Origin of the sequence: Martinezella lusitana, assembly GCF_016901135.1 — a bacterium.
Lineage (GTDB): Bacteria > Pseudomonadota > Alphaproteobacteria > Rhizobiales > Rhizobiaceae > Rhizobium > Rhizobium lusitanum_D.
The window spans coordinates 262,093-285,811 of record NZ_JAFEVL010000048.1 but is presented as its reverse complement, the minus strand read 5'-3'; the positions used below and the strand labels follow the sequence as shown (position 1 = coordinate 285,811).

24 protein-coding genes are annotated in these 23,719 nt (G+C 60.4%); 16 read left to right on the top strand and 8 right to left on the bottom strand.

What is annotated here, in order from left to right:
- Positions 1-164 precede the first annotated feature (164 nt).
- From JTP94_RS22200 to folE, 3 genes are all read right to left on the bottom strand, one after another.
- On the bottom strand, positions 165-1,124 hold the full coding sequence (locus JTP94_RS22200; protein WP_204852616.1) for a patatin-like phospholipase family protein: 960 nt from the start codon (positions 1,122-1,124) through the stop codon (positions 165-167).
- Between the two features lie 111 nt (positions 1,125-1,235).
- On the bottom strand, positions 1,236-1,685 hold the full coding sequence (hisI, locus tag JTP94_RS22195; protein ID WP_204852615.1) for a phosphoribosyl-AMP cyclohydrolase: 450 nt from the start codon (positions 1,683-1,685) through the stop codon (positions 1,236-1,238).
- Between the two features lie 25 nt (positions 1,686-1,710).
- Positions 1,711-2,322: a GTP cyclohydrolase I FolE gene (folE, locus tag JTP94_RS22190; RefSeq protein WP_037202236.1), complete on the bottom strand. Its 612-nt coding sequence runs from the start codon at positions 2,320-2,322 to the stop codon at positions 1,711-1,713.
- Between the two features lie 292 nt (positions 2,323-2,614).
- Between folE and JTP94_RS22185 the strand changes: the two genes are divergently transcribed.
- The 5 genes from JTP94_RS22185 to JTP94_RS22165 all read left to right on the top strand — a co-directional run bounded on the left by JTP94_RS22185 (position 2,615) and on the right by JTP94_RS22165 (position 7,107).
- Positions 2,615-3,076 (top strand): iron-sulfur cluster assembly scaffold protein, encoded by a 462-nt coding sequence (locus tag JTP94_RS22185; protein WP_204853072.1) that lies wholly within the window; start codon positions 2,615-2,617, stop codon positions 3,074-3,076.
- A 15-nt stretch (positions 3,077-3,091) separates the two neighbouring features.
- Positions 3,092-3,511: a membrane protein insertion efficiency factor YidD gene (gene yidD / locus JTP94_RS22180; protein ID WP_204852614.1), complete on the top strand. Its 420-nt coding sequence runs from the start codon at positions 3,092-3,094 to the stop codon at positions 3,509-3,511.
- A gap of 4 nt (positions 3,512-3,515) precedes the next feature.
- Positions 3,516-4,046, top strand: coding sequence for a DUF1697 domain-containing protein (locus JTP94_RS22175; protein ID WP_204852613.1), 531 nt, complete (start codon positions 3,516-3,518; stop codon positions 4,044-4,046).
- A gap of 127 nt (positions 4,047-4,173) precedes the next feature.
- A complete protein-coding gene (thrS, locus tag JTP94_RS22170; RefSeq protein WP_204852612.1) occupies positions 4,174-6,162 on the top strand; it encodes a threonine--tRNA ligase in 1,989 nt (662 codons plus the stop codon).
- Between the two features lie 105 nt (positions 6,163-6,267).
- Complete coding sequence (locus JTP94_RS22165; protein WP_204852611.1) at positions 6,268-7,107, top strand: lysophospholipid acyltransferase family protein; 840 nt, start codon at positions 6,268-6,270, stop codon at positions 7,105-7,107.
- A gap of 48 nt (positions 7,108-7,155) precedes the next feature.
- Here the strand turns inward: JTP94_RS22165 and JTP94_RS22160 are convergent, their stop codons facing one another.
- Positions 7,156-8,274 (bottom strand): hypothetical protein, encoded by a 1,119-nt coding sequence (locus JTP94_RS22160; protein WP_210384230.1) that lies wholly within the window; start codon positions 8,272-8,274, stop codon positions 7,156-7,158.
- 110 nt (positions 8,275-8,384) lie between these two features.
- Here JTP94_RS22160 and JTP94_RS22155 point away from each other — a divergent pair, with 110 nt between their 5' ends.
- The 4 genes from JTP94_RS22155 (at position 8,385) to JTP94_RS22140 (ending at position 11,334) form a co-directional block, all read left to right on the top strand.
- On the top strand, positions 8,385-8,972 hold the full coding sequence (locus tag JTP94_RS22155; protein ID WP_034504950.1) for a nitroreductase: 588 nt from the start codon (positions 8,385-8,387) through the stop codon (positions 8,970-8,972).
- Positions 8,972-9,577, top strand: a complete 606-nt coding sequence (locus JTP94_RS22150; RefSeq protein WP_204852610.1) for a flavin reductase family protein — start codon at positions 8,972-8,974, stop codon at positions 9,575-9,577. Before JTP94_RS22155 ends, JTP94_RS22150 begins: the two co-directional genes overlap by 1 nt.
- 104 nt (positions 9,578-9,681) lie before the next feature.
- A complete protein-coding gene (locus JTP94_RS22145) occupies positions 9,682-10,836 on the top strand; it encodes a DUF2336 domain-containing protein (RefSeq protein WP_204853070.1) in 1,155 nt (384 codons plus the stop codon).
- Between the two features lie 33 nt (positions 10,837-10,869).
- The gene (locus JTP94_RS22140; RefSeq protein WP_204852609.1) at positions 10,870-11,334 is read left to right on the top strand and encodes a GNAT family N-acetyltransferase; all 465 of its coding nucleotides are present in this window, start codon (positions 10,870-10,872) and stop codon (positions 11,332-11,334) included.
- A 9-nt stretch (positions 11,335-11,343) separates the two neighbouring features.
- On the opposite strand, the gene JTP94_RS22135 is transcribed toward JTP94_RS22140, so the two are convergent.
- The 3 genes from JTP94_RS22135 to parE form a co-directional block, all read right to left on the bottom strand.
- Positions 11,344-12,522 (bottom strand): AI-2E family transporter, encoded by a 1,179-nt coding sequence (locus tag JTP94_RS22135; RefSeq protein WP_204852608.1) that lies wholly within the window; start codon positions 12,520-12,522, stop codon positions 11,344-11,346.
- 137 nt (positions 12,523-12,659) lie between these two features.
- Complete coding sequence (locus JTP94_RS22130) at positions 12,660-13,793, bottom strand: esterase-like activity of phytase family protein (protein WP_204852607.1); 1,134 nt, start codon at positions 13,791-13,793, stop codon at positions 12,660-12,662.
- Between the two features lie 151 nt (positions 13,794-13,944).
- A complete protein-coding gene (gene parE / locus JTP94_RS22125; protein ID WP_204852606.1) occupies positions 13,945-16,008 on the bottom strand; it encodes a DNA topoisomerase IV subunit B in 2,064 nt (687 codons plus the stop codon).
- Positions 16,009-16,213: 205 nt separating this feature from the next.
- Here parE and JTP94_RS22120 point away from each other — a divergent pair, with 205 nt between their 5' ends.
- The 4 genes from JTP94_RS22120 to JTP94_RS22105 all read left to right on the top strand — a co-directional run bounded on the left by JTP94_RS22120 (position 16,214) and on the right by JTP94_RS22105 (position 20,439).
- Complete coding sequence (locus JTP94_RS22120) at positions 16,214-17,110, top strand: alpha/beta hydrolase (protein ID WP_204852605.1); 897 nt, start codon at positions 16,214-16,216, stop codon at positions 17,108-17,110.
- A gap of 140 nt (positions 17,111-17,250) precedes the next feature.
- Entirely contained in the window at positions 17,251-18,021 is a 771-nt protein-coding gene (tpiA, locus tag JTP94_RS22115) for a triose-phosphate isomerase (protein WP_204852604.1), read from the top strand.
- Between the two features lie 114 nt (positions 18,022-18,135).
- Positions 18,136-18,666: a preprotein translocase subunit SecG gene (gene secG, locus JTP94_RS22110; protein WP_204852603.1), complete on the top strand. Its 531-nt coding sequence runs from the start codon at positions 18,136-18,138 to the stop codon at positions 18,664-18,666.
- Between the two features lie 135 nt (positions 18,667-18,801).
- The gene (locus JTP94_RS22105) at positions 18,802-20,439 is read left to right on the top strand and encodes a CTP synthase (RefSeq protein ID WP_271025587.1); all 1,638 of its coding nucleotides are present in this window, start codon (positions 18,802-18,804) and stop codon (positions 20,437-20,439) included.
- Here the strand turns inward: JTP94_RS22105 and ftrA are convergent.
- Positions 20,402-21,439, bottom strand: a complete 1,038-nt coding sequence (gene ftrA, locus JTP94_RS22100; protein ID WP_204852601.1) for a transcriptional regulator FtrA — start codon at positions 21,437-21,439, stop codon at positions 20,402-20,404. The genes JTP94_RS22105 and ftrA overlap by 38 nt on opposite strands.
- A 65-nt stretch (positions 21,440-21,504) precedes the next feature.
- Between ftrA and JTP94_RS22095 the strand changes: the two genes are divergently transcribed.
- The 3 genes from JTP94_RS22095 to JTP94_RS22085 all read left to right on the top strand — a co-directional run bounded on the left by JTP94_RS22095 (position 21,505) and on the right by JTP94_RS22085 (position 23,708).
- On the top strand, positions 21,505-21,897 hold the full coding sequence (locus tag JTP94_RS22095; RefSeq protein WP_204852600.1) for a rhodanese-like domain-containing protein: 393 nt from the start codon (positions 21,505-21,507) through the stop codon (positions 21,895-21,897).
- Positions 21,898-22,039: 142 nt separating this feature from the next.
- The gene (locus JTP94_RS22090) at positions 22,040-23,089 is read left to right on the top strand and encodes a HoxN/HupN/NixA family nickel/cobalt transporter (protein ID WP_204852599.1); all 1,050 of its coding nucleotides are present in this window, start codon (positions 22,040-22,042) and stop codon (positions 23,087-23,089) included.
- Positions 23,090-23,174: 85 nt separating this feature from the next.
- On the top strand, positions 23,175-23,708 hold the full coding sequence (locus JTP94_RS22085) for a FecR domain-containing protein (RefSeq protein ID WP_204852598.1): 534 nt from the start codon (positions 23,175-23,177) through the stop codon (positions 23,706-23,708).
- The last annotated feature ends 11 nt before the right edge of the window (positions 23,709-23,719 follow it).

The window sequence follows — 23,719 nt, the reverse complement described above, 5'->3', positions numbered from 1 at the left end:
AGCGGTTCGGCGCAGCCGAAGCAATCGACCCAGTGGGTCGATTGCAGCGACGAACGCGCTGAGCCTAAAGCGAAGCGCCGGATCGTGCGACATCGACAAAACCCTCTTCCGCCCTTAGCCGAGAGAGGCTCCGAACCAGACGTCCGCCTTTTCCAATTTACGCCCTACCGCGCATAGGCTTCCTGCATGCGCCGGATTTCCGTCAATCTCGCCAATGTTTCTTCGTAGCCGCGTTCTATCGCCTCGCCGGCACGATGAAATTCGGAGAGGCCGATATCGCTAAGCCGGGGGTGCAGCGCAAGATCGGGCGGATCGCCGGCAAGACGTGCACGCGCAATTCTATCCTGTATGATGTTGAAAGCCTGCACCATGACGCCGGTCATGCCGAGTCTCATGGCAGGAGTGTCTTCGCGTCGCAACAGATCACCATTCGGCGGACCGACACTGTGCTTGACCACGGCGGAGCGGCCAAAAAGATCGTAGTGCAGGTTTACCCCAACCACGAGCGGCTGTTCATATGTGCGGCATACGGAAACCGGCACGGGATTGACCAGCGCGCCGTCGACCAGGGTACGGCCGTTGGAGCGCACCGGCTCGAAAATGCCGGGCAGGGCGTATGACGCCCGCAGCGCAGTAATGAGGGAGCCATTGGCAATCCAAACTTCGTGGCCGGTGTTGAGCTCCGAAGCGACGGCGACGAAAGGACGATCCAAATCCTCGATCGAGAGGCCTTCGAGATGTTCCTGCATGCGCTTGGTCAGCCGCATGCCGCCGAACAGGCCACTACCACCAATGGTCAGGTCGAGAAGGCTTGCGATACGACGCATGGTCAGCGAACGGGCAAAAGCCTCCAGTTCGTCAAGCTTGCCGGCAAGATAACAGCCGCCGACCAGCGCGCCGATCGACGTGCCGGCGATCATGCCGACTGCGATTCCCGCTTCGTCCAGGGCGCGCAACACGCCGATATGCGCCCAGCCGCGCGCGGCGCCGCCACCAAGTGCGAGCGCAATCTTGACCTTCTTGGGAGGAGCGGGAGCGACAAGCGGATTGGACGTATCGTGGGAAGTGCCTGAACCGATCCAGTTCTGTCCGCCGTTCTGACGATTCAACCCCCAATTCAGCATTTAAAGCCTCCTCCGAGGCTTATATGCCTCTTGCTAAAATACTGTCCCTTTTTCGTTTCCAAATCGTGTATCTGGCCGTTGCTTATTGGAACAACGTGCCATCGATTGGGCTTACTGTTTGTAGACTTCGCTCGGATCGAAATGCAGGTGATCATCGACCACGTTCAGCATCGGCTTCCCGTCCTCGAGTTCGACCGTCCGATAGAAGCAGGAACGGCGCCCAGTATGACACGTTGCGTCATGACCGGCGACCTCCACTTTCAGCCAGATGGCATCCTGATCACAATCGGTACGGATTTCCTTCACAGCCTGCAGATTCCCGGAGGTTTCGCCCTTTTCCCAGATTTTGCCGCGGGAGCGGCTGAAATAATGCGCCGTTCCCGTCTTGATCGTCAGAGCGAGTGCCTCGGCATTCATATGCGCGACCATCAGGAGTTCGCCGTCATGCGCGTCGGTCACGATCGCGGTGATCAGGCCGCGATCGTCGAAACGGGGAGTGAAGTCACCAGCGTCTTCGAGCTCGGATTTGTCTTCGGAAGGCGCATTGAAAATCAGATTCATCTCCGGCTCTTTCGTTGAAGCGCGGTTAGCGTCCCCGGACCATCGACATGAAACGGACCTGTTCGGCCGGATCAGCCTTGAAGGCGCCGGTAAAGGTCGTGGTCAGCGTCGACGAACCCTGTTTCTGCACGCCGCGCATCGCCATGCACATGTGTTCGGCATCGATCATGACGGCAACACCGCGTGGGCGCAGCGTCTCATCGATGGCATTGGCGATCTGCGCGGTCATGGCTTCCTGCGTCTGCAGCCTGCGACCGAAGATCTCGACGACACGGGCGATTTTCGACAGGCCGAGCACGCGGCCGTTCGGCAGATAGGCGACATGCGCCTTGCCGATGATCGGCACCATATGGTGTTCGCAATGCGAGAAGAACGGAATGTCGCGCACGAGAACGATGTCGTCATAGCCGGCAACCTCTTCAAAGGTGCGGCCGAGCACATCCTCGGGGTTCATGTCGTAGCCGGCGAAAAGCTCGCGATAGGCCTTGGCGACGCGCTCCGGCGTATCGAGGAGACCCTCGCGCCGCGGATCATCGCCGGCCCAGCGAAGCAGGACGCGGACTGCGTCTTCGGCTTCCTTCTGCGACGGACGTTCGGATTCAACGACTTGCGGAAAGTTCTTTACAATGGCGTCCATTACCTGTGGATCTCCTGACCCGCTACGCGGATATCATCTTGTCGGACTCGCCACTGGCATTCCCCGAGGCCGGAGATTGTGTACCTTTGGCGGGCTCCGGGGCGTTCTGGCTGGCGGATAAGCCTGCCGTCCTGCACGGTTTCCCATCAAACTTACAGAAGACCATTGCATTTCTATGGTCTTCGAACGACATACATATAGTATGGCATTGTCCCTGTGAAAGTGTCCTAAACGGACACGCTGTGTTTTTTATTACGAAACGCAACACAGGTGCATCGGAGCAGAATCTGTGATGGACGACATCTACAACAGCAAAATTCTGGAGTTTGCCGGCAATATCGGCCGTATCGGCAGTCTTCCTGACGCCGACGCGACTACCCAGGCCCATTCCAGACTGTGCGGTTCTCGCGTAAAAATCTGGCTGAAAATGGACGGCGACGTCGTGACCGATTTTGCCCACGACGTCAAGGCCTGCGCGCTCGGTCAGGCATCATCCTCGATCATGGCTCGCCACGTCGTCGGAGCTTCGGCGGAAGAACTGCGCCAGGCTCGCGAGGATATGCTAGCCATGCTCAAGGCTGACGGCGAGGGGCCAAGCGGGCGCTTCGAGGACATGCGCTATCTAAGGCCAGTGAAGGATTACAAGGCTCGCCACGCATCGACGATGCTGACATTTGATGCCGTCGTGGATGCGATCGGGCAGATCGAGGCGGCGCGCCAGGGCGGAAATGCTAAAACGGCCGAAGCCGTCTGATCGAGGCGCCGAGCAATGTGTCAATTCTGTCTCATGCAGGACGATGATGAAGACGAGGGCGGTGCTGCAGCTCCGAGGAGCGCGCGACGCGAGACCGAGCCATCCGGTCGAAAGGCACAGTCACGCAACTATTCCGGGCCTTTCCGCAAGACACCCGACCGGCTCTTCGGCATGGGCTTCGTTCGCCTGTATCAACTCACCCTTTCCGGCTTTGTCGGCAATTCCTGCCGCCACATACCGACCTGCTCGGAATATGGCTATGAGGCGATTGCCCGCCACGGCCTGTGGCCCGGCGGCTGGATGACGCTGTTTCGCGTGGCGCGCTGCGGCCCCGGAGGCACGAGCGGGCTCGATCCGGTGCCCGGCCAGTTGGAACGCCGTTACCATTGGTGGGCGCCCTGGCGTTATTTCCGCCTCGGGCAAAAGGCTGCCTGACCGCATGGCGGTTTACGTCGCGCTGCTGCATAGCATCGTGCTGGGCGCCGGCCGCAGAGTGGTCATGGCAGATCTGAAAGCGATGGCGGAGGAGCTTGGCTTTCGCAATGCTAGAACGCTCGTCGCAACCGGCAATCTGATTTTCGAGAGCGAAACGCAGTCGATTGCTTCCATCGAGGCGCAACTCGAAGCTGGTTTCATCAAAGCGTTCGGGAAGCATGTCGACGTCATCGTGCGCGACGCCGAGACATGGCTGACGCTTGCCGAGGGCAATCCCTTCGGTGACGGTATTGGCAGCGAGGTCGCCATTCGCGTCATGCGTCAACCGCTGGAGCCTAAAATCCTTGATATGCTTGCCAAATATAGGAGAGGCCAGGAACGCATGGCAATCGTCAATGGCGATCTCTGGATTGATTTCGGCCTGAAGGCCAGCGAGACGAAGCTATTGCCCGCCCTGACGACGAAGCGCCTTGGGATAGGAACGATGCGAAACTGGAACACAGTGCGCGGCTTGGCCGAGATGATCGGCCGCTAGCGCCGCTTTTTCTTTACTAGATAGAGAAATAAAGCTATCAGGCGCGCGGATCCAAGCTGCATCTGCTTGGGTCTTCATCTTTAAAACCACCCGCATTCGTTGGCGGGACTGGACAAGGAGAATATCGATGTCCCAATCCGTTTCCCTGACATTTCCCGATGGTTCCGTGCGCAGCTTTGCTGCCGGCACGACTGGTCGCGATGTCGCCGAATCCATTTCCAAATCGCTGGCCAAGAAGTCAGTTGCCATTGCCATCGACGCCACCGTGCGCGATCTCTCCGACCCGGTAACCGACGGCAAGATCGAGATCGTCACCCGCACGGACGACCGCGCGCTGGAGCTCATCCGGCATGACGCGGCGCATGTGATGGCGGAAGCGGTGCAGGAACTCTGGCCGGGAACGCAGGTCACTATCGGCCCGGTCATCGAGAACGGCTTCTACTACGACTTCGCCAAGAATGAGCCCTTCACGCCCGACGACCTGCCCGTCATCGAGAAGAAGATGCGCGAGATCATCCAGCGCAATGCGCCGTTCACGAAGCAGATCTGGTCGCGCGAGAAGGCAAAGGAAGTCTTCGCCGCGAAGGGTGAGCGCTACAAGGTGGAGTTGGTCGATGCGATTCCTGAAGGTCAGGACCTGAAGATCTATTATCAGGGCGATTGGTTCGACCTTTGCCGCGGTCCGCACATGGCCTCGACCGGCCAGATCGGCACGGCCTTCAAGCTCATGAAGGTGGCCGGCGCCTATTGGCGCGGCGACAGCAACAATCCGATGCTGACCCGCATCTACGGCACGGCCTTTGCCGAGCAGGCCGATCTCGACAATTATCTGCACATCCTTGCCGAGGCCGAGAAGCGCGACCATCGCCGCCTCGGTCGCGAAATGGACCTGTTCCATTTCCAGGAAGAGGGCCCGGGCGTCGTCTTCTGGCACGGCAAGGGCTGGCGCATCTTCCAGACGCTGGTGTCCTACATGCGCCGGCGGCTTGAGGGCGACTATCAGGAAGTCAACGCGCCGCAGGTGCTCGACAAATCGCTTTGGGAGACTTCCGGTCACTGGGGCTGGTATCGCGACAACATGTTCAAGGTCACCGTTGCCGGCGACGATACGGATGACGATCGCGTCTTCGCGCTGAAGCCGATGAACTGCCCGGGCCATATCCAGATCTTCAAGCATGGCTTGAAGTCCTACCGCGAACTGCCGATCCGCCTTGCGGAATTCGGTGCCGTGCATCGCTACGAACCCTCGGGCGCACTGCATGGGCTGATGCGCGTGCGCGGGTTCACGCAGGACGACGCTCACATCTTCTGCACCGACGAACAGATGGCCGCCGAATGCCTGAAGATCAACGACCTGATCCTGTCGGTCTATGAGGACTTCGGCTTCAAGGAGATCGTCGTCAAGCTCTCGACCCGTCCTGAAAAGCGCGTCGGCTCCGACGACCTCTGGGATCGCGCCGAAAGCGTGATGTTGGACGTTTTGAAGACCATCGAGGCCCAGTCCGAAGGACGCATCAAGACCGGTATCCTGCCGGGCGAAGGCGCGTTCTACGGGCCTAAGTTCGAATATACGCTGAAGGATGCCATCGGCCGCGAATGGCAGTGCGGCACGACGCAGGTCGACTTCAACCTGCCGGAACGCTTCGGCGCGTTCTATATCGACCAGCATTCCGAAAAGACGCAGCCGGTCATGATCCATCGCGCCATCTGCGGCTCGATGGAGCGCTTCCTCGGCATCCTGATCGAGAACTTCGCCGGCCATATGCCGCTGTGGGTCTCGCCGCTGCAGGTCGTCGTGGCGACGATTACCTCGGAAGCCGATGCTTATGGCGAAGAGGTTGCGGAAGCGCTGCGCGATGCCGGCCTCAACGTCGAGACGGACTTCCGCAACGAGAAGATCAACTACAAGATCCGCGAGCATTCGGTGACGAAGGTTCCTGTCATCATCGTTTGCGGCAAGAAGGAAGCCGAGGAACGCTCGGTCAATATCCGCCGCCTCGGCAGCCAGGCACAGACGTCGATGTCGCTTGAGGAGGCGATTGCATCGCTTTCTCTCGAAGCGACGGCGCCCGATATTCTGCGCAAGCGGGAAGCCAAACGCGCCAGGGCCGCTTGATCTCAGGTCCTGCCTGACGACACCTTCATGGTGCCGTCAGGCAACTGACATAGACCTGTAATATATGCGCCTGGAGCACAAGGAGCGGGGCAGCCCGTCGCGGATTTGGATTTCAAAGAACTATCCTACGCCAATGAACGGGATACGCGCATCAAGCGCTGGTTTATCCGTTCGATCGAAGGCCTGTCCGGGCGCGACCGCTATGCCCGGCTCTATGACATATGGCGGAGCGATATCGTCGGCAAAGGCGAGCGTGTCTTCGGAAAGATGCTCGATCTCATCGACATCCGGCTGGTCGCCAAGGGTGAATGGCCGCCGCGCGACATTCCCGATGCACCGATCGTCATCGTCGCCAACCATCCCTTCGGTATCGGGGATGGGATCGCCGTGTTGGCGCTTGCCGAAGAGCTCGGCCGCCCGTTCAAGGTGCTGATCAACAACGAGCTGTTGAAAGTGCCTGAAATGAATGACTATTCGCTGCCGGTTTCCTTCGAGGAAACGAAGGAGGCGATGGCGATCAACATGAAGACGCGCCACGAGGCCGTTCGCCTGCTCAAGGAAGGCACGACGATCATCGTCTTTCCGGCCGGCGGTGTCGCGACAGCCAAGAAAGGCTTCGGCCGTGCCGAGGATCTGCCGTGGAAGATATTTCCGGCAAAGCTGATCCAGGCGGCACGCGCCAGCGTCATTCCCATCTATTTCGAAGGGCAGAACGGCCGGCTGTTTCATCTGGCGAGCCGGCTGTCGATGACGCTGCGTATCTCGCTGTTGATCCGCGAGTTCCGGCGCCTGTCCGGCAGCACGATCACCGCCCATATCGGTGCGCTGATGAGCTGGGAAGCGCTGAGCGAGGGAAGCGACCGCAAGGATCTGCTCTCGAAACTCTATGGCGCGGTGTTTTCGATGGCGCCGCCCAGGAAAATACCGCGGCGAAAAGCCGGGTGAGGCACGAGGGCCTTTAGCCTTCAGCCGCGGGAAAAGCCGCTCCTGCCGTCAATCCATGCTTTCGCCGTCGCCGCCCGCCGGCACCAACTGTTCGTAGGTCGGCAACGGTTGTTGAGTGGATGTGGCCGGTTGCGTCTGCGGGGTCTGGCTTTGCCGCATCTGCGGCATCTGGATGGGCAATTGCTGTGCCGGCTGCTGGTCGTCGGCATCCTGGGGCTGCTGCTCCTTCATCAACACTTCCACATCCGTGTTCGTGCCGGCCACGACAGTAAAATCACGCTGGTAGATCTTGTCCTTGTTGCGGGCGACGGCGGTATAGCGACCTTCGGCGAGCACCATGGTCGGAAAGGCGCTGAGGCTTTCGCCGACGATATCGCCGGCAGACGTCAGGATAGACCATGCGGTGTCGGCAATCGCTTCCCCCCCGGCGTCCGACACCAGCTTGAGCGTGATCTTTGCGGCGCGGTGCTGGATGGTCGCTTCCGTTATCTTGCCGGCCTCCACCTGGATATCGGCGCGAATGACGGCATTGACGGCGCCATATTCGGAAACGATGTGATACGTGCCGGCGCTCAAGCCCACCAGCGTATTCGGCTTCACATCGGCCATGACAAGGCCGCGTTCCCCATCTTCCTTGGCCTCGCTGGAATAGATCGAGAAACTCAGCTCTTTGGGCGGAATACGAACGTCGGAGCCGGAAACGGCGTTCAGCACCATGCCGCCGGCATCGAGGATCATGGTCTGCTTTTGCGTGTCGCCCGTTTCCGGCACGCTCAGCTTTTTGGTGACGCCGGCGCGGCCAAAGGAGACATTGACGAAGTAATCGCCGGGCAGAAGATGGAAGGCCGCCGAGCCGCCCTTGGAGCTGGCGACCAGCGGCAGCTTGCCGTCGGCGCCGGCATTGGGGCTGAAGACATACCAGGACAGGCCCTGCTGCTGCGGACCGCTCTCAGGCGTCAGCTTTGCCTCCAGCCAAACGTCGCGCAATGTGCGGGAGGCCGAATTCTCGCCGTTCGGCGCCACGAAAGCATTGAGCTTCGGCATCTTCACGCTGCCGTCAAGCTGCTTGAATTCCTTGAAGGCGTCCTGCGCGGAGGCAACCGTGCTCAGGCTGGCGAATATCGCGAAAACCGCGCTCAATCGGCGGGCGGATGAAATGCCTGACATGGGTTCCCAACCGATTGACTTCCGGTAAAACACAAGCCACTTCAAAACCAATGCAATGGCAAATTCAAGACCCACATCCTCCCATGCGCCAAAATGAAAGCAATCACTCAATGAAAACCGATATCAAGCTGGTCGATTATCTCGCAGTGCGCCGATCCATTCCTGCGTTTCAAATGGCGGAGCCGGGTCCGGACAAGGCTGAGATCGAGGAGATTCTCCGGCTGGCCTCGCGCGTGCCCGATCATGGCAAGCTCGCGCCGTGGCGTTTCATCGTCTATCGCGGCGAGGAGCGTGCACGCATCGGCGAGGAGCTGCTGAAGCTCGCACTGGAGGCCAAGCCGGATCTGTCCGAGGAGATGATCCAGGTTGAGCGTACCCGTTTCACCCGTGCGCCGGTTGTCATCGCTGTCGTCAGCAAGGCGGCGCCGCATTTCAAGATTCCTGAATGGGAGCAGTTGATGTCGGCAGGGGCGCTTTGCCTGAACCTGCTGATAGCGGCGAACGCCCATGGCTGGGTATCCAATTGGCTGACCGAATGGTTCGCCTATGACGAGCGCGCCTATCCGCTGCTCGGCGTCGAGCCGGGTGAGAAGGTGGCCGGCTTCATCCATGTCGGCTCTTCTGCGTTCCCGCCCGTCGAACGCCCGCGTCCGGAATTGACCGAAACGGTCACCTGGGTCGGCGGCGAGGGCGCGTGATGTTCTATACGACGGATACGAACCAGCACGGCCTGTCGCATGATCCCTTCAAGGCCATCGTCGCGCCGAGGCCGATCGGCTGGATCGGCAGCAAGGGCAGGGACGGCTCGCTGAACCTGTCGCCCTATTCCTTTTTCAACGCGATCAGCGACCGGCCGAAGCTGGTGATGTTTTCCTCTGCCGGCCGCAAGGATAGCGTGCGCAACGTCGAGGAAACGGGTGTCTTCACCGCCAACCTCGTCAGCCGACATCTCGTGGAGAAGATGAACCATTCATCGATTGCCGTACCCTACGGCACCAACGAGTTCGAGCTGGCCGGGCTGACGGCGAAGCCCGGCACGCTGGTCGATGCGCCTTACATCGGGGAAGCCTTTGCCGTACTCGAGTGCCGGGTAACCGAAATCCTTCAGCCCAAAGGTCTCGATGGGGAGGTTTCGGAAAATATCATGGTCATCGGCCAAGTGGTCGGCATCCATATCGACGAGACGATCATCCGCGATGGAAGGCTTGATATGGCGCTGGCACGGCCGGTCGCGCGCATGGGCTACATGGATTACAGCGAAGGCAGCGATGTCTTCGAGCTGATACGGCCCAAGGCACCGTGATGTATCCACATGCATTAGTGGTTAATAAATAAGGTAAACGCGCCGTAAACCTTTCCCCGATAGGTTGGAGAATATGAGTTTGCGCGGCGGGAATCGTCTCGCTGATATCGGGGCGTTACGTGATCATAGAAGCATTTCTTCGCTGGGCCGAAACCGCCAAAGCAGAGAACAGAGCGAGAGCAGCCAATGCTCTCGGTCGGGCCTATCTGCAATCGGAAATGCCGAAGGGAGAACGCGACGCCGCAGAAATGGCCATGACCTATCTGCTTGATGATCCGTCGCCGCGCGTGCGGCTTTCGCTTGCGGAGGCGATAGCGGCTTCGGCGAAAGCGCCGCGTAACGTGATTTTGTCCCTTGCCGAGGATCAGCCCGAAATTGCCGGGCAGGTCATCCTCTTCTCGCCCGTCTTCACCGATGCCGATCTCGTCGACCTCGCGCTGCACGGCAGTGGCGTGACACGCGTTCTGATCGCCTCGCGCGGGCATGTGCCGCGGACGGTCTGTGCAGCACTCTCCGAAATTGGCGGAGAAGCCGAAATCCTGTGTCTTCTGGAGAATGACGGCGCATTGCTTCCGCACGCTTCGCTGAAGCGGATAGCGGAGCGGCTCGGCGACTGTGCCGATATACGCGGCCTGCTTTTGTCCCGCGATACCCTGTCGTCCGACATTCGGCACCTGCTGATGCATCGGGTCAGCGAGGCCCTGTCTGGCTCAAGCCTCATACAGGCCACGGTCGGCAGCGGCAGGCTGCAGCAGGTGACGCGTGAGGCCACCGAATCGGCAACCGTCACTATTGCCGGCTCGGCTCAACATGAGCATCGGTCTGACCTGGTGGAGCATCTCAGGAAATGCGGCTGGCTGACGCCAGCCTTCCTCATGCATGCCCTGTGCTCCGGCAAGGTCGATTTCTTCGCCGGTGCCATCACCAATCTTTCCGGCTGCGACGAACGCCGTGTGCGCTCCATTCTGTCAAGAGGTCGCGTCTACGCCATCCGCGCGCTTTACGAGAGCGCGGGACTATCCCGCGACATCAGCACCGTCTTCGTGGAAGCGACGCTGATCTGGCGCGAGGCGTCACGCGAGAACGGCGCAGCCATGCTGGAAAACGTCTCTGCCCGATTGATGCGCAAATTCCGCCTTGCCGAGCAGCCGCCCGCCGCGACCACGCAACTGCTCGATATGGTGGAAAAGCTCGCAAACGCCGAAAGGCGGCAGACGGCGCGCAGTTTCGCTGCGCTGGCGACCCTCGCAGCGGCGTGATATTCGGCGCGCATCCTATCTTTGAGGTGCATCTTGCCGCTGACCATTGCTATCGAATCCCCGCGCCAGGATGGTGTCGTCCGTCTTCTCGACATGTCGAACGCCTACGCGGAATCGCTCTATCCCGCTGAAAGCAATCATATGCTCGACCTGACGTCACTGGAAAAGCCAGGCGTGACCTTCTGGGTTGCCAGGATCGCGGGAGACATCGTCGGGTGCTGCGCCCTGGTGGAAGCGGGCGATGGCACGGCGGAAATCAAGCGCATGTTCATCGACCCCATCGCCAGGGGTCGTAGCGTTGCTCGCAAGCTGATGAAGACGCTCGAAGCGGCGGCGGCCGAAAGAGACCTTACGGCAATTCGGCTCGAAACCGGCATATATCAGCCGGAAGCGATCGGCCTTTACCGAAGGTTCGGCTACGTCGAGATTGCGGCCTTTGGCAGCTACCAACCAGATCCGCTCAGCCTGTTCATGGAAAAACGACTGACACAAGAGTGAGGGTGGGGCTCAGCCGTCAGAACCGTCTCGGACATGCAGCTGCAGTTCCGGCTCCTGCGCATGCTGCTCTTCGGTCAATTCAGCCTCGCGAATCCATTCGCGCCAGATGGCAACGATGATCGCCATCAGCACCGGACCGATGAAGAGGCCGAGGAAACCCATGGTCTTCACACCGCCGACCAGGCCGAAGAAAGTCGGCAGGAAGGGCAGCTTGATCGGGCCGCCGACAAGCTTCGGGCGAATCGTCTTATCGACGATGAAGAGCTCGATCGTCCCCCAAAGAAACAACGCGATGCCCGCCCAAAACGAGCCGCTGGCGACGAGATAGAGCGAGACGAGCGACATCGAGAGAGGCGCACCGCCCGGCACAAGGGCCATGACACCCGTGAGAACGCCGAGAGTGATCGCCGAGGGAGCGCCGGCTATCCAATAGGCCACGCCAAGCACGATCCCTTCGCCGATGGCGATCAGCGTCATGCCCATGACGGTCGAGCTGATCGTTGCCGGCACGACACGGGAGATTCGTTCCCAGCGGTTCGGAAGGATTCGTTCGCCGAGCAGATCGACCTGACGAACGAATGTCGAACCGTCGCGATAGATGAAGAACAGGGCGATCAGCATGAACAGCAGGGTCAGCACGACGTGGAACGCACTGCCGCCGGCCGCAAGAACGGCCCTGTAGATGTTGCCGATGTGCGCGCCGCTGACGAGTTGCGCCAGTTCACCGATGGACCCCGGACTACCGATATATTGCGTCCACTGATCGCCAAGCCATGGGCCAACGAGCGGCAGCGCCAAAATCCATTGCGGCGTCGGCGCACCGTCGCGGTTGACATGCACGGCCCAGCCGAACCATTCGCGCACTTCGCCGGCCATATAGATGGCCGACAGAATGATCGGCAGCACCAGAAAGGTGACGATGAAGATAATGGCGATGGTAGCCGCAAGCGTCGTGTTTCCGCCGGTGCGGCGCACCAGATCACTATAGAGCGGCCATGTGGCGAAGCCGATGACGCCAGCGGCCATAACCGGAACGAGAAAGCCGTAGAAAAAATAGATGCCGGCAAGGGCGATCAGAATAAGCAGCCAGCGCGCCGCGGAAATGGATGGAATGAGCGGCATGCGTGCATGTGCGCTCGGCCCCATCCACCGATGCTCCTTCGGCTTATGACGTTCAAATACACCCACCCGACTTACTTCGCCCCTCTTTATTAGATCACCCGGTTATGGGGTATGATCTAGGCTGTTTCAAGAGCAACGGCCTGAAAGCCTCTTTATTCCGTCGCCGTGACATTAACACGACTGGCAGCGAATAAGAAAAGGCGTCACGAGGGGCGGCGAATCACTTTGAAGGCGAAAAACTGGGTCTTCTGCGTCGGGTTGAAATTGTTGTCGGCGACGAGGATCAATACGTCCGTGCCATCCTTCGCCTTGCCGAAAGTAATACCTTCGATGTTGTCGGGCGCCAGGCCGAGCGCGCGCAGATCCATGATCTGCACCTTGCGCACCGGCACGATCCGCTGATCGGTCTTGGCAAGGGAAGGGATGTTCGAAACATCGGTGGCACCGTCGAGATCGAACATGTTGATCACGACCGAATTGCCGATACCCTGCGCATAGCCGCGCTCGATCGACAGCAGGTGGCGATCGTCGAGCGCCATGATCTCGGACATGCCGAAGTCATTCCAGCCGCTCGCCGTGGATGGTGCCTGCGGTATGGGTGAGATCGGGTAGACATATTGCGCCTTCTGCTCGCCGCTTACCGCATCGTAACGGATGAGGCGGGCGAGCGCGCCGCCGGTCAGCGTCGTGATCGGTCCATCCTGGTAAAGCGCCGATTCCGTGCCGACCAGCAGATCGCCGCCGGAGAGAAGAGCCAGGCCTTCGAATGCGAGGTTGTCGCGGATGCCGGTGCTCTTGTCGGCGGTGGGAGCAAACCCTGCCGGTAGCGGAAGCTCGCGCACGAAGCTGCCGTCACGGTTGGCAACGCGCACGAAGGGCGGCAACAACGCCTTGCCGTCGCCTTCGCTGCTCCAATAGATGCCGTCCTTGCCGAAGCGGATGGATTCGGCATCCACCTTTCGCAACGCGAAAGGCTGGCCATCCCTATCTTTCAATGTGACGTGATCGACAACCGTTACCCCTTTCAGGCCGCTGGCGCTGACATCGATATCGAGATCGTAGAAGCGCGCCGGGGCCTTCTCGGAGCGGTCGTCGCTGATCGAGATGTAACGGCCGGTGGACGGATCGAAATCGATGCCGGAAAGGCCGCCGACCTCTACTCCATTTTCCATGAAGCCCGTCGGGATATCGTAGTTGCCGAGATAGGAAAGGCTGATGCCGGCCTTGCAGTCGCCGAAGGGGCAGGGCACGTCGATGGTAGCGCCGATATCGGCGGCATGAGCGGCGTGGCCGAAAAACAAAACGGCGGCGACAGTCGTCAAAAAGGGCTTCAGCATAGCGATATGAACAAATCCGGATGATTGAGATGGCGACATTCAAGGCAATGCCGCCATCTATGCATCCGTCCGTGACGGCTTCGTAACGAATATCCGTCAGTTCAATAAAATATCGCCGGGAGTTATTGGCCGCGGCAATCTGCTGCTGCGGTCAAATATCGAGATTCTCCGCGAATGCCGCGCGTTCCTGGATGAAGCGGAAGCGAGCGTCGGCCTTGGTGCCCATCAGATTGTCGACGGCGTCGCGCGTGCCTTCGAAATCGACCTCGTCGATCACGACACGCAATAGCGTGCGTTTCGAGGGGTCCATCGTCGTTTCCTTGAGCTGGGCAGGAAGCATTTCGCCCAAGCCTTTGAATCGGCTGATTTCGACCTTGCCTTTGCCCTTGAATTCGCTCTCCATCAGCTCCAGCCGGTGTACGTCGTCGCGGGCATAGATGGATTTCGAACCCTGCGTGATCTTGTAGAGCGGCGGGACGGCCAGGAAAAGGTGGCCACCGCGGACCAGCTCGGGCATCTCCTGATAAAAGAAGGTAATCAGCAGCGAGGCGATGTGCGCACCGTCGACGTCGGCATCGGTCATGACGACGATGCGCTGATAGCGAAGATCCTCCTCGCGATATTTCGAGCGCGTGCCGCAGCCGAGAGCCTGGACCAGGTCAGCGATCTGCTGGTTGGCGGAAAGCTTCTCGCGGCCGGCGCTGGCGACGTTGAGGATCTTGCCGCGCAACGGCAGGATGGCCTGATTCATACGGTTGCGCGCCTGCTTGGCGGAGCCACCGGCCGAATCACCCTCGACCAGGAAAAGTTCTGCGCCTTCGGCGGTGTTCTGCGAGCAATCGGCAAGCTTGCCCGGCAGGCGCAGCTTGCGCACGGCGGTCTTGCGGTTGACTTCCTTTTCCTTGCGGCGGCGCATGCGCTCCTCGGAGCGCTCGATCACCCAATCCAGCAGCTTTTCGGCTTCGGTAGGATTGTCGGTGAGATAGTGATCGAAAGGATCGCGCAAGGCGTTTTCGACGATACGCTGGGCTTCGACGGATGCGAGCCTGTCCTTGGTCTGGCCGACGAATTCCGGTTCGCGGATGAAGATCGACAGCATGCCGACGCCGGAAATCATCACGTCTTCGGTGCTGATATTGGCCGCACGCTTGTTCTGCGTCAGCTCGGCGTAGTTCTTCAAGCCCTTGGTCAGCGCGATACGGAATCCGGCCTCGTGCGTGCCGCCTTCAGGGGTCGGAATCGTATTGCAATAGGAATGGACCTGCGGATCGCCGCCATACCAGGTGATCGCCCATTCCAGTGAGCCGTGACCGCTTTCCTTCTCCGATTTGCCGGCGAAGATCTCACGGGTCACGGTGAACTCGTTGCCCATCGTTGCCTTGAGATAATCCTTCAGGCCGCCCGGGAAGTGGAAGACGGCCTTTTCGGGGACGTCAGTCCCTTCAGGCGCCAGTTCCGGATCACAGCTCCAGCGGATCTCGACGCCGCCGAACAGGTAGGCCTTGGAGCGGGCCATACGGAAGACGCGTGCCGGATCGAATCGGGCGTGATCGCCGAAGATTTGCGGATCGGGATGGAAGCGGACCCGAGTGCCGCGACGGTTGTGGATATCACCCAGTTCTTCCAGGCCGCCGGTCGGCAGGCCACGCGAAAAGCGCTGACGATAGAGCTTGCGATTACGGGCGACCTCGACTTCCAGATCGTCCGACAGCGCGTTGACGACGGAAACGCCCACGCCGTGCAGGCCGCCCGACGTCTCGTAAGCCTTGCCGTCGAACTTGCCGCCCGCATGCAGCTTCGTCATGATGACTTCGAGCGTCGACTTGCCGGGCACCTGCGGATGGTTTTCCACCGGAATGCCACGACCGTTATCGGTGACGGTCAAATATCCCTGCCGATCGAGATAGACTTCGATGAAATCGGCATGGCCGGCGACGGCTTCGTCCATGGAATTGTCGATGACTTCGGCGAAGAGGTGATGCAGCGCCTTTTCATCCGTGCCGCCGATATACATGCCGGGACGCATGCGCACCGGCTCGAGCCCTTCGAGAACGCGAATGGAGCTTGCGCCATATTCCTCGGCCGAAGATGTCGTCGGCGCAGCGCGCGGTGGCGGAGCGGCCGCAGGTTTTTCTGCCTTGATGTCGGGCTTTTCTGCCGCTTCCGGCTTCGGCGCGCGGGGTAGTCCGGAGAAGAGATCGTTGCTGTTATCCATGGAACTTTAAGCTGCTCAGATTTGTCCTGGTGGGGGCCAGACCCCTTTATTATCGCATTTGCGCTCGTTATTCGCGAATCATCGCCATTCTGACAGAAACGGCACACAAGCGCGATGGCGCCCCATGACGGGGCAGATTCAAAAAAGATTTGCGTTGCCGGGTGATGAATGGCAAGCCCGATGGCCGATCGGAGGAAGTGTCCGCATGCGAATGTCCACAGCTCATTTGTCGATCCTGACCGCGATATCAAGCATTCTACTTCTGGCGACAGCGCCCGGCGCCACTGCGGACATGCTGAAACCCTTCAAGGATGAGCTGTTTTCCAATCCGGCGGTTCTTGAAAGTCACGATAATGGCGCGTTCCAGACGATCGATTATCAGGAAATGCGGGATATCAACAGCCGTGATCAGATCCCCGAGAAGCGCGTCAAGCCGGCCTATGTCGATACCGGCGTCCGCTGGAAAGCACAGCAGGACGAGACCCTGCAGCTCGGCGACCGCAAGCTTGATGTCACGCGGATCGGCCCGGCATCGGGCCAGGCCTTCACCGTCATCTTCATTCACGGTCGCGGTGGCGACCGTCGGCTCGGCTCCAACGACTACACCTTCGGTGGCAACTTCAACCGGCTGAAGAACCTCGCCTACAGGAATGGCGGCACATATTATGCGCCGAGCGTCAAAAGCTTCGACAGCAACGGTGTCGCCGATATCGCGGCGCTGATCCGCTATTCCTATGAACAATCCGACGGCAAGCCCGTCATCCTGACCTGCGCCTCCATGGGCAGCTTCGTCTGCTGGGGCATCACCCGCGATGCCGAAAGCGTCAGGCGCTTGAAGGGCATGGCGATTTTGAGCGGTGTGACGGATCCGGATTTCACGAAAAGCGCCTTCTACAAGGCAAAGCTACCGCTGTGGTTCACCCATGGCAGCAGAGATCCGGTCTATGCAGCGGCCGATCAACAGGCCTTGTTCGAGAAGCTCTACAAGGCGCACTATCCGACACGGTTCACGCTTTTTGCCACCGGAAATCACGGAACGCCGGTGCGCATGACCGATTGGCGGAAGGTGCTGAACTGGATCGTCGATCCGCAAGCATCCTGAAACGCATCGGGCAATTCGATCTATTTTCCGGATAAGCAATTTTTCAAACGATTTTAACCCGTCCCGGCCCCACACGATAACTTTCCTTTCCTCCACAGTTTTGTTAGTCCGACAGGTGGATCAAGGGGGAGAAGATCGGAATGACGAAGACCATACGGCCGCTTCTGGCCGGAAACTGGAAGATGAACGGCACGCGTGCGAGCCTGGATCAGATCAAGGCGATCGCGGACGGCGTCAAGACGCCGCTGTCGGAGAAAATCGATACGCTGCTCTGCCCCCCGGCCACCTTGCTCTACGTCGCGACGGCGCTCTGCGACGACAGTCCGCTGGCGATCGGCGCCCAGGACTGCCACCAGCAGGTCAGCGGCCCGCATACCGGCGATATCTCAGCCGAGATGATCGCTGATTGCTTCGGCACCCATGTCATCGTCGGTCACTCCGAGCGGCGCAGGAACCACGCGGAAAGCGATATGCTGGTGCGCGCCAAGGCGCATGCGGCCCACGAGGCCGGGCTGACGGCCATCATCTGCCTCGGCGAAACCGCCTATGAGCGCAATAGCGGCCAGACGCTAGATGTGCTGAAGCGGGAATTGGCGGGCTCCGTTCCGGATGATTCGACGCCGGAATCGACCGTGATCGCCTACGAGCCCGTGTGGGCGATCGGCAGCGGCCAGATTCCGACCCGCGAAAATATCGAGGAAGCCCATGGTTTTATCCGTTCCGAACTGGTCGAACGCTTCGGCAAGGGCGGCGCGGGCATGCGCATCCTCTATGGCGGATCGGTCAGCGGCGCCAATGCCCGGGACCTTCTCGATATTCCCCACGTCAACGGTTTGCTTGTGGGTGGTCAAAGCTTGAAAGCGGTTGACTTCCTCGCCATTTATGCCGCATTCGAACGGCAGTTCGCCTGAAGGACCCAATTGCCCGGACTTCCGGTGTCAAAAGGGCTTGGATTAGGCGAGAGCCTCATGTAAAGAGCCGCGAGCTTTTCTTTTTGATGCCCGCTTGCGGGCAGGACTGGACCTATGCAAACCGTACTGCTTGTCATCTATCTCATGGTTGTTATCGCCCTTATCGGCGTGGTGCTGATTCAGCGCTCCGAGGGTGGTGGCCTTGGTATCGGCGGCGGATCGGGCTTCATGTCCGCGCGCGGTACGGCCAATGCGCTGACGCGCACCACCGCCATCCTGGCCGCGCTCTTCTTCGCACTGGCGCTCGGCATGAACGTGCTGTCGCGCTTCGAATCGCGACCGACCGACATTCTCAACCGTATCCCGAGCACGGCGGGCCAGGGCAACGGCATTCTCGATTCACTCGGCGGCCAGAAGGGTTCCGCACCGGCAACGACTCAGCCGAAGCCGGCCGACAATAGCGGCGTTCCGAACAACGGCGCTGTTGCTCCCCAGTCGCAGGCGACGCCGCCTGCAACGACGAACCAGCCGGCAGCCGCAACGTCCACGCAACCGGCTCCAGCCGCCACCGGTCAGCAGACTGCGCCGGCGGCCACGGCGCCTGCGCCCGCCCAAAGCGGCGGCGACGTTCCGACTGGCAAGTAAGCCCGGTCGGCCCAAGATCATCCCCGGCAGGTCTTCGGATCTGCCGGTTTTGTTTTGTCGATATTCCGTCTTCTGTGTCCAAAATTCCGGAAACGAATTTTAGGGCTAGCGGAATCATTTGTGAAAAGGTATCCGGTGACTCCCATGGCGCGATATGTATTCATCACTGGCGGCGTGGTTTCTTCCCTCGGAAAAGGAATTGCGGCCGCGGCTCTCGGAGCGTTGTTGCAGGCTCGTGGTTATCGAGTCCGCCTGCGCAAACTCGACCCCTATTTGAATGTGGATCCGGGCACGATGAGCCCGACCCAGCACGGCGAGGTGTTCGTGACCGACGACGGCGCGGAAACCGACCTCGATCTCGGCCACTACGAGCGCTTTACCGGTCGCTCGGCCACCAAGACCGACAACATCACCACCGGTCGCATCTACAAGAACATCATCGACAAGGAACGTCGCGGCGACTATCTGGGTGCCACCGTTCAGGTCATTCCGCATGTCACCAACGAGATCAAGGATTTCGTCACCGAAGGCAATGACGAGTATGATTTCGTCATCTGCGAGATCGGCGGCACCGTCGGCGACATCGAAGCCATGCCGTTCATGGAAGCGATCCGCCAGCTCGGCAACGACCTGCCGCGCGGGACGGCGATCTACGTCCACCTGACGCTGATGCCCTATATTCCGGCCGCGGGCGAGCTGAAGACCAAACCGACGCAGCATTCCGTCAAGGAGTTGCAGGCGCTCGGCATTCATCCCGATATCCTGCTGGTGCGTGCCGACCGGGAAATCCCGGAGGCCGAGCGCCGCAAGCTTTCGCTGTTCTGCAACGTCCGTCAGTCCGCCGTGATCCAGGCGCTCGATGTCGCCAACATCTACGACGTGCCTATGGCCTATCACAAGGAAGGCCTCGACAACGAAGTGCTTGATGCCTTCGGCATCGAGCCGGCGCCGAAGCCGCGCCTGGACCAGTGGGAAGAGGTCTGCAACCGCATCCGCACGCCCGAAGGCGAGGTGACCATCGCCATCGTCGGCAAGTATACCGGCCTCAAGGATGCCTATAAGTCGCTGATCGAAGCGTTGCATCACGGCGGCATCGCCAACCGCGTCAAGGTCAATCTCGAGTGGATCGAATCCGAGGTCTTCGAAAAGGAAGACCCGGCGCCCTATCTCGAGAAGGTTCACGGGATTCTTGTGCCTGGCGGTTTCGGCGAGCGCGGCTCGGAAGGCAAGATTCTTGCGGCCCGTTTCGCACGTGAGCGCAAGGTGCCGTATTTCGGCATCTGCTTCGGCATGCAGATGGCTGTCATCGAAGCGGCCCGCAATCTTGCCGGCGTTGAACATGCCTCGTCGACGGAATTCGGACCGACGCCAGAGCCGGTCGTCGGCCTGATGACCGAATGGCTGAAGGGCAACGAACTGCAGAAGCGCACCAAATCCGGCGATCTCGGCGGCACCATGCGCCTCGGCGCCTACAAGGCGGCGCTCAAGAAGGGCACGAAGATTTCGGAGATCTACGGCTCGAACGACATCTCGGAGCGCCATCGCCACCGCTACGAAGTCAACGTCGACTACAAGGACAGGCTGGAAGACTGCGGCCTCGTCTTTTCCGGCATGTCACCGGACGGCGTCCTGCCGGAAACGGTCGAATACTCGGACCATCCCTGGTTCATCGGCGTCCAGTATCACCCGGAACTGAAATCCCGGCCGCTGGAACCGCATCCGCTGTTCTCCAGCTTCATCGAAGCGGCGACGGAACAGAGCCGGCTGGTTTAAGGGCGGCAAATCGCTTGCGGTAGTCGCTCGGGCTGACCGCAAGCCTCTCCCGAAAATGATGGCGCATGGTGGCGAGCGATCCGAACCCGCTTGCCACGGCCACGTCATCAAGCGAAATGGCGGTCTGCTTTTCCAGCAGATCGCGCGCGCGACGCAACCTCTCTCCCAACAACCATTCGCCCGGCGACATGCCGGTGGTCGCCTCGAAGCGGCGCTGGAAGGTCCGCACGCTCATGCCGGCCCGCTCGGCGAGCGTGGCGATGGGCTGCTCATCGTGCAGACGCTCGCGCATCCATTCGAGCAGCGGCCCCAGCCGCGCGCCTTCGCGCTGCTTCAACACAGGGGTCTCGATATACTGCGCTTGTCCGCCTTCGCGATGTGGAGGCACCACCAGCCGACGGGCGACGCTGTTGGCGACATCTGGTCCGAAATCCCTGCGCACGACATGCAGGCAAAGATCGATCGCGGCAGCGCTTCCAGCTGCGGTCAGCACGGTATCCTCATCGACGTAAAGCACATCGGCATCGACGGTGATGTCCGGATAGCGCGCGGCGATCGAATCGACATAACGCCAATGCGTCGTTGCCTTGCGTCCAGCGAGCAGCCCGGCGGCGGCAAGGACTGCGACGCCCGAGCAGAGCGACATGACGCGTGTGCCGCGACTGCTGGCCGCCTGCAGCTCGGCGATCAGAGGAGCGGGGACAGGGGTCCCGATCCCGCGCCAGCCTGGCACGATGATCAGATCAGCGTCCGCCAGAACATCAAGCCCGCGATCGACCTGGACCGTAAGGCCGCCCGCGGCACGCAAAGGGCCATCCTCGATGGCACAGGCGGAGAAGCGATACCAATCGTCCCCCATCTCCGGTCGCGGCAGGCCGAAGATTTCATAGGCGACGCCGAATTCGAAGGTGCAAAGCCCGTCATAGACGAGGGTGACGACATGCGGTCCGCGAAGCGACGATGCAGGAGCGTTTGGCATGATGTTGACGCTATATGGCATTCCGGCCAATTTCAACCGCCAGGTCGTTGAGGCATGAATGCTCCGAACAAAAGAAGGAGCGTTCCATGTCCTTAGTCAGTGAAATCCCCGCCGCAGACCCGAACCTCGTCGCTGAGCACTATGCCCGGAGACTCGCCTTCGAGACCGATTGTTCAGATGTGCGCCAGGCCATGACCTCAGGCAATGTGGATTTCGTTCTGATCGACGTTCGCGGGCCGGCCTTGTTTCAAGAGCGGCATATCCCCGGTGCGATCAACCTGCCACACGGCAAGATGACGGCACGCAAGATGGACGAATGGCCCGAGAACACGCTGTTCGTCGTCTATTGCGCCGGGCCGCATTGCAACGGCACCGACAAGGCGGCTCTCCGCTTGGGCACGCTCGGCAAGCGCGTGAAGGTCATGATCGGCGGCATGATCGGCTGGGCAGATGAGGGTTATTCCCTCGAGGGAGAGTAGCAAGCAGAAAGGTAAGGCCCGATCAAGCCGGGTCTGCCCATTTTTGCGACACTGCGAAAAACTTCGGCAGCTACGTCATTTGACTGTCGCGCCTTTTCCGTTTCCGTGGCACTGTGCGAGTAAGCATAACGGGAACAAAAGTATGATCCTCAATCCATTTGACGATCGTGCCGAAAGGCCGAAAACCAAGATTGCCTTTACCTTTGCGCTTCTGATCGCCTTCAACATTGCCGCCTGGACCTGGGCCTGGGTCGCTTTTTCAGACAGGCCGTCGCTGCTCGGCATTGCGTTTCTCGCCTATATGTTCGGCCTTCGCCATGCCTTCGATGCCGATCATATCGCTGCGATCGACAATGTCGTGCGCAAGCTCATTCAGGAAAAGAAGCAGCCCTATGCAGTCGGCTTCTTCTTTTCCCTCGGCCACTCGTCGATCGTCGTGATCGCCTCGATCCTGATTGCTGCGACGGCGGCTGCCATGCAGAGCCAGCTCGATTCCTTCCACGATGTCGGCGGCGTCATCGGCACGACCGTCCCGGCGGTCTTCCTGCTCCTCATCGGTATCGCCAATCTCTTCGTGCTCAAGGGTGTATGGTCCGCCTTCAAGCGGGCGCAGAAGGGCGAGAGGATCGCCGAGGAAGATCTGGATGCGCTGCTCGCCGGCGGCGGCCTTCTGGCGCGCATCTTCCGCCCCATGTTCAGGGTCGTCACCCGCTCTTGGCATATGTATCCGATCGGCTTTCTCTTCGGCCTCGGCTTCGACACGGCGACGGAAATCGGACTTCTCGGCATCTCCGCCGCACAAGCGGCGCAGGGCACATCGTTCTGGACGATCGTGGTTTTCCCGGCGCTCTTCACTGCCGGCATGTCGCTGATGGATACGCTTGATAGCACGCTGATGACCGGCGCCTATGGCTGGGCCTTCGTCAAGCCCGTGCGCAAGCTCTGGTACAATCTGACGATAACAGCCGCTTCCGTCGTGGTTGCCATCTTCATCGGCGGCATCGAGGCGCTGGGGCTTATTTCGGACAAGCTCGGCCTCGAGGGCGGTTTCTGGCGCTTCATCGGCGAGCTCAACGACAATCTTGCCAATTTCGGCTTCGCGGTCGTCGGTATTTTCCTGCTGAGCTGGCTGGTTTCGACCGTGCTCTATAAGGCCAGAGGGTATGACAGCTTGCAGATCAACCGCTCCTGACGCATCATCGATCCCAAGGATCGAGAATGCCGTGACTGGAAATCGTCGTGCGCGGCCCCAGTTACATGCAGGAGGGGCCACGATCATGATCCAGACAAGCGATATTCTCGGCGTTGCGCTGGCGGCAGGTGTTCTATGCATCATCAGCGCCGACCAGGTCTCCGCGCAGGCCGCCGCGAACTGCTCGCTGCGGCCGGCCGTCAGCACCGAGCGCCAGACACTGAGTTGCGAACCGGGGCTTAGCATTACCGTCGAGCGCGGCGCGCGCTACCGGCTTGCGGACCGGAATCACGATGGTCGGGTGGATGCTATCGTGCTCAACAGCAAGGCGGCGCTGATCGATGTCGACGGCAGCCGTGTTCAAGGCGGGTTCGAGGTGGTGACGCCGCAGGCCATTGCTGCCGTCCGCGGCACGCGATGGGCGGTCGACGCGCAGCGTGGTAAGACCTCCGTGCTGGTGTTGCGCGGCCGCGTCGCGGTCAACAAGGTTTCGACCGGGGAAGGCGTCACGCTCGGGCAAGGGCAGGGCGTCGATGCCGACCGCAGCCGCTCCCCTTTGCGTGTCACGGCCTGGGGACAGCCGCGCATAAACGCGTTGATGGCTCGCCTCAGCCAGTGAGATTCTGACGC

Excerpts from the sequence above, each read along its gene's own strand:
- folE (WP_037202236.1), bottom strand. The coding sequence starts at position 2,322 with ATGGACGCCATTGTAAAGAACTTTCCGCAAGTCGTTGAATCCGAACGT.
- JTP94_RS22185 (WP_204853072.1), top strand. The coding sequence starts at position 2,615 with ATGGACGACATCTACAACAGCAAAATTCTGGAGTTTGCCGGCAATATC.
- JTP94_RS22200 (WP_204852616.1), bottom strand. The coding sequence starts at position 1,124 with ATGCTGAATTGGGGGTTGAATCGTCAGAACGGCGGACAGAACTGGATC.
- ftrA (WP_204852601.1), bottom strand. The coding sequence starts at position 21,439 with ATGCCATATAGCGTCAACATCATGCCAAACGCTCCTGCATCGTCGCTT.
- tpiA (WP_204852604.1), top strand. The coding sequence starts at position 17,251 with ATGACGAAGACCATACGGCCGCTTCTGGCCGGAAACTGGAAGATGAAC.
- JTP94_RS22150 (WP_204852610.1), top strand. The coding sequence starts at position 8,972 with ATGTTCTATACGACGGATACGAACCAGCACGGCCTGTCGCATGATCCC.
- JTP94_RS22085 (WP_204852598.1), top strand. The coding sequence starts at position 23,175 with ATGATCCAGACAAGCGATATTCTCGGCGTTGCGCTGGCGGCAGGTGTT.
- yidD (WP_204852614.1), top strand. The coding sequence starts at position 3,092 with ATGTGTCAATTCTGTCTCATGCAGGACGATGATGAAGACGAGGGCGGT.
- JTP94_RS22095 (WP_204852600.1), top strand. The coding sequence starts at position 21,505 with ATGTCCTTAGTCAGTGAAATCCCCGCCGCAGACCCGAACCTCGTCGCT.
- JTP94_RS22160 (WP_210384230.1), bottom strand. The coding sequence starts at position 8,274 with ATGTCAGGCATTTCATCCGCCCGCCGATTGAGCGCGGTTTTCGCGATA.
- secG (WP_204852603.1), top strand. The coding sequence starts at position 18,136 with ATGCAAACCGTACTGCTTGTCATCTATCTCATGGTTGTTATCGCCCTT.
- JTP94_RS22090 (WP_204852599.1), top strand. The coding sequence starts at position 22,040 with ATGATCCTCAATCCATTTGACGATCGTGCCGAAAGGCCGAAAACCAAG.
- JTP94_RS22175 (WP_204852613.1), top strand. The coding sequence starts at position 3,516 with ATGGCGGTTTACGTCGCGCTGCTGCATAGCATCGTGCTGGGCGCCGGC.
- JTP94_RS22130 (WP_204852607.1), bottom strand. The coding sequence starts at position 13,793 with ATGCTGAAGCCCTTTTTGACGACTGTCGCCGCCGTTTTGTTTTTCGGC.
- hisI (WP_204852615.1), bottom strand. The coding sequence starts at position 1,685 with ATGAATCTGATTTTCAATGCGCCTTCCGAAGACAAATCCGAGCTCGAA.
- parE (WP_204852606.1), bottom strand. The coding sequence starts at position 16,008 with ATGGATAACAGCAACGATCTCTTCTCCGGACTACCCCGCGCGCCGAAG.
- JTP94_RS22120 (WP_204852605.1), top strand. The coding sequence starts at position 16,214 with ATGCGAATGTCCACAGCTCATTTGTCGATCCTGACCGCGATATCAAGC.
- thrS (WP_204852612.1), top strand. The coding sequence starts at position 4,174 with ATGTCCCAATCCGTTTCCCTGACATTTCCCGATGGTTCCGTGCGCAGC.
- JTP94_RS22155 (WP_034504950.1), top strand. The coding sequence starts at position 8,385 with ATGAAAACCGATATCAAGCTGGTCGATTATCTCGCAGTGCGCCGATCC.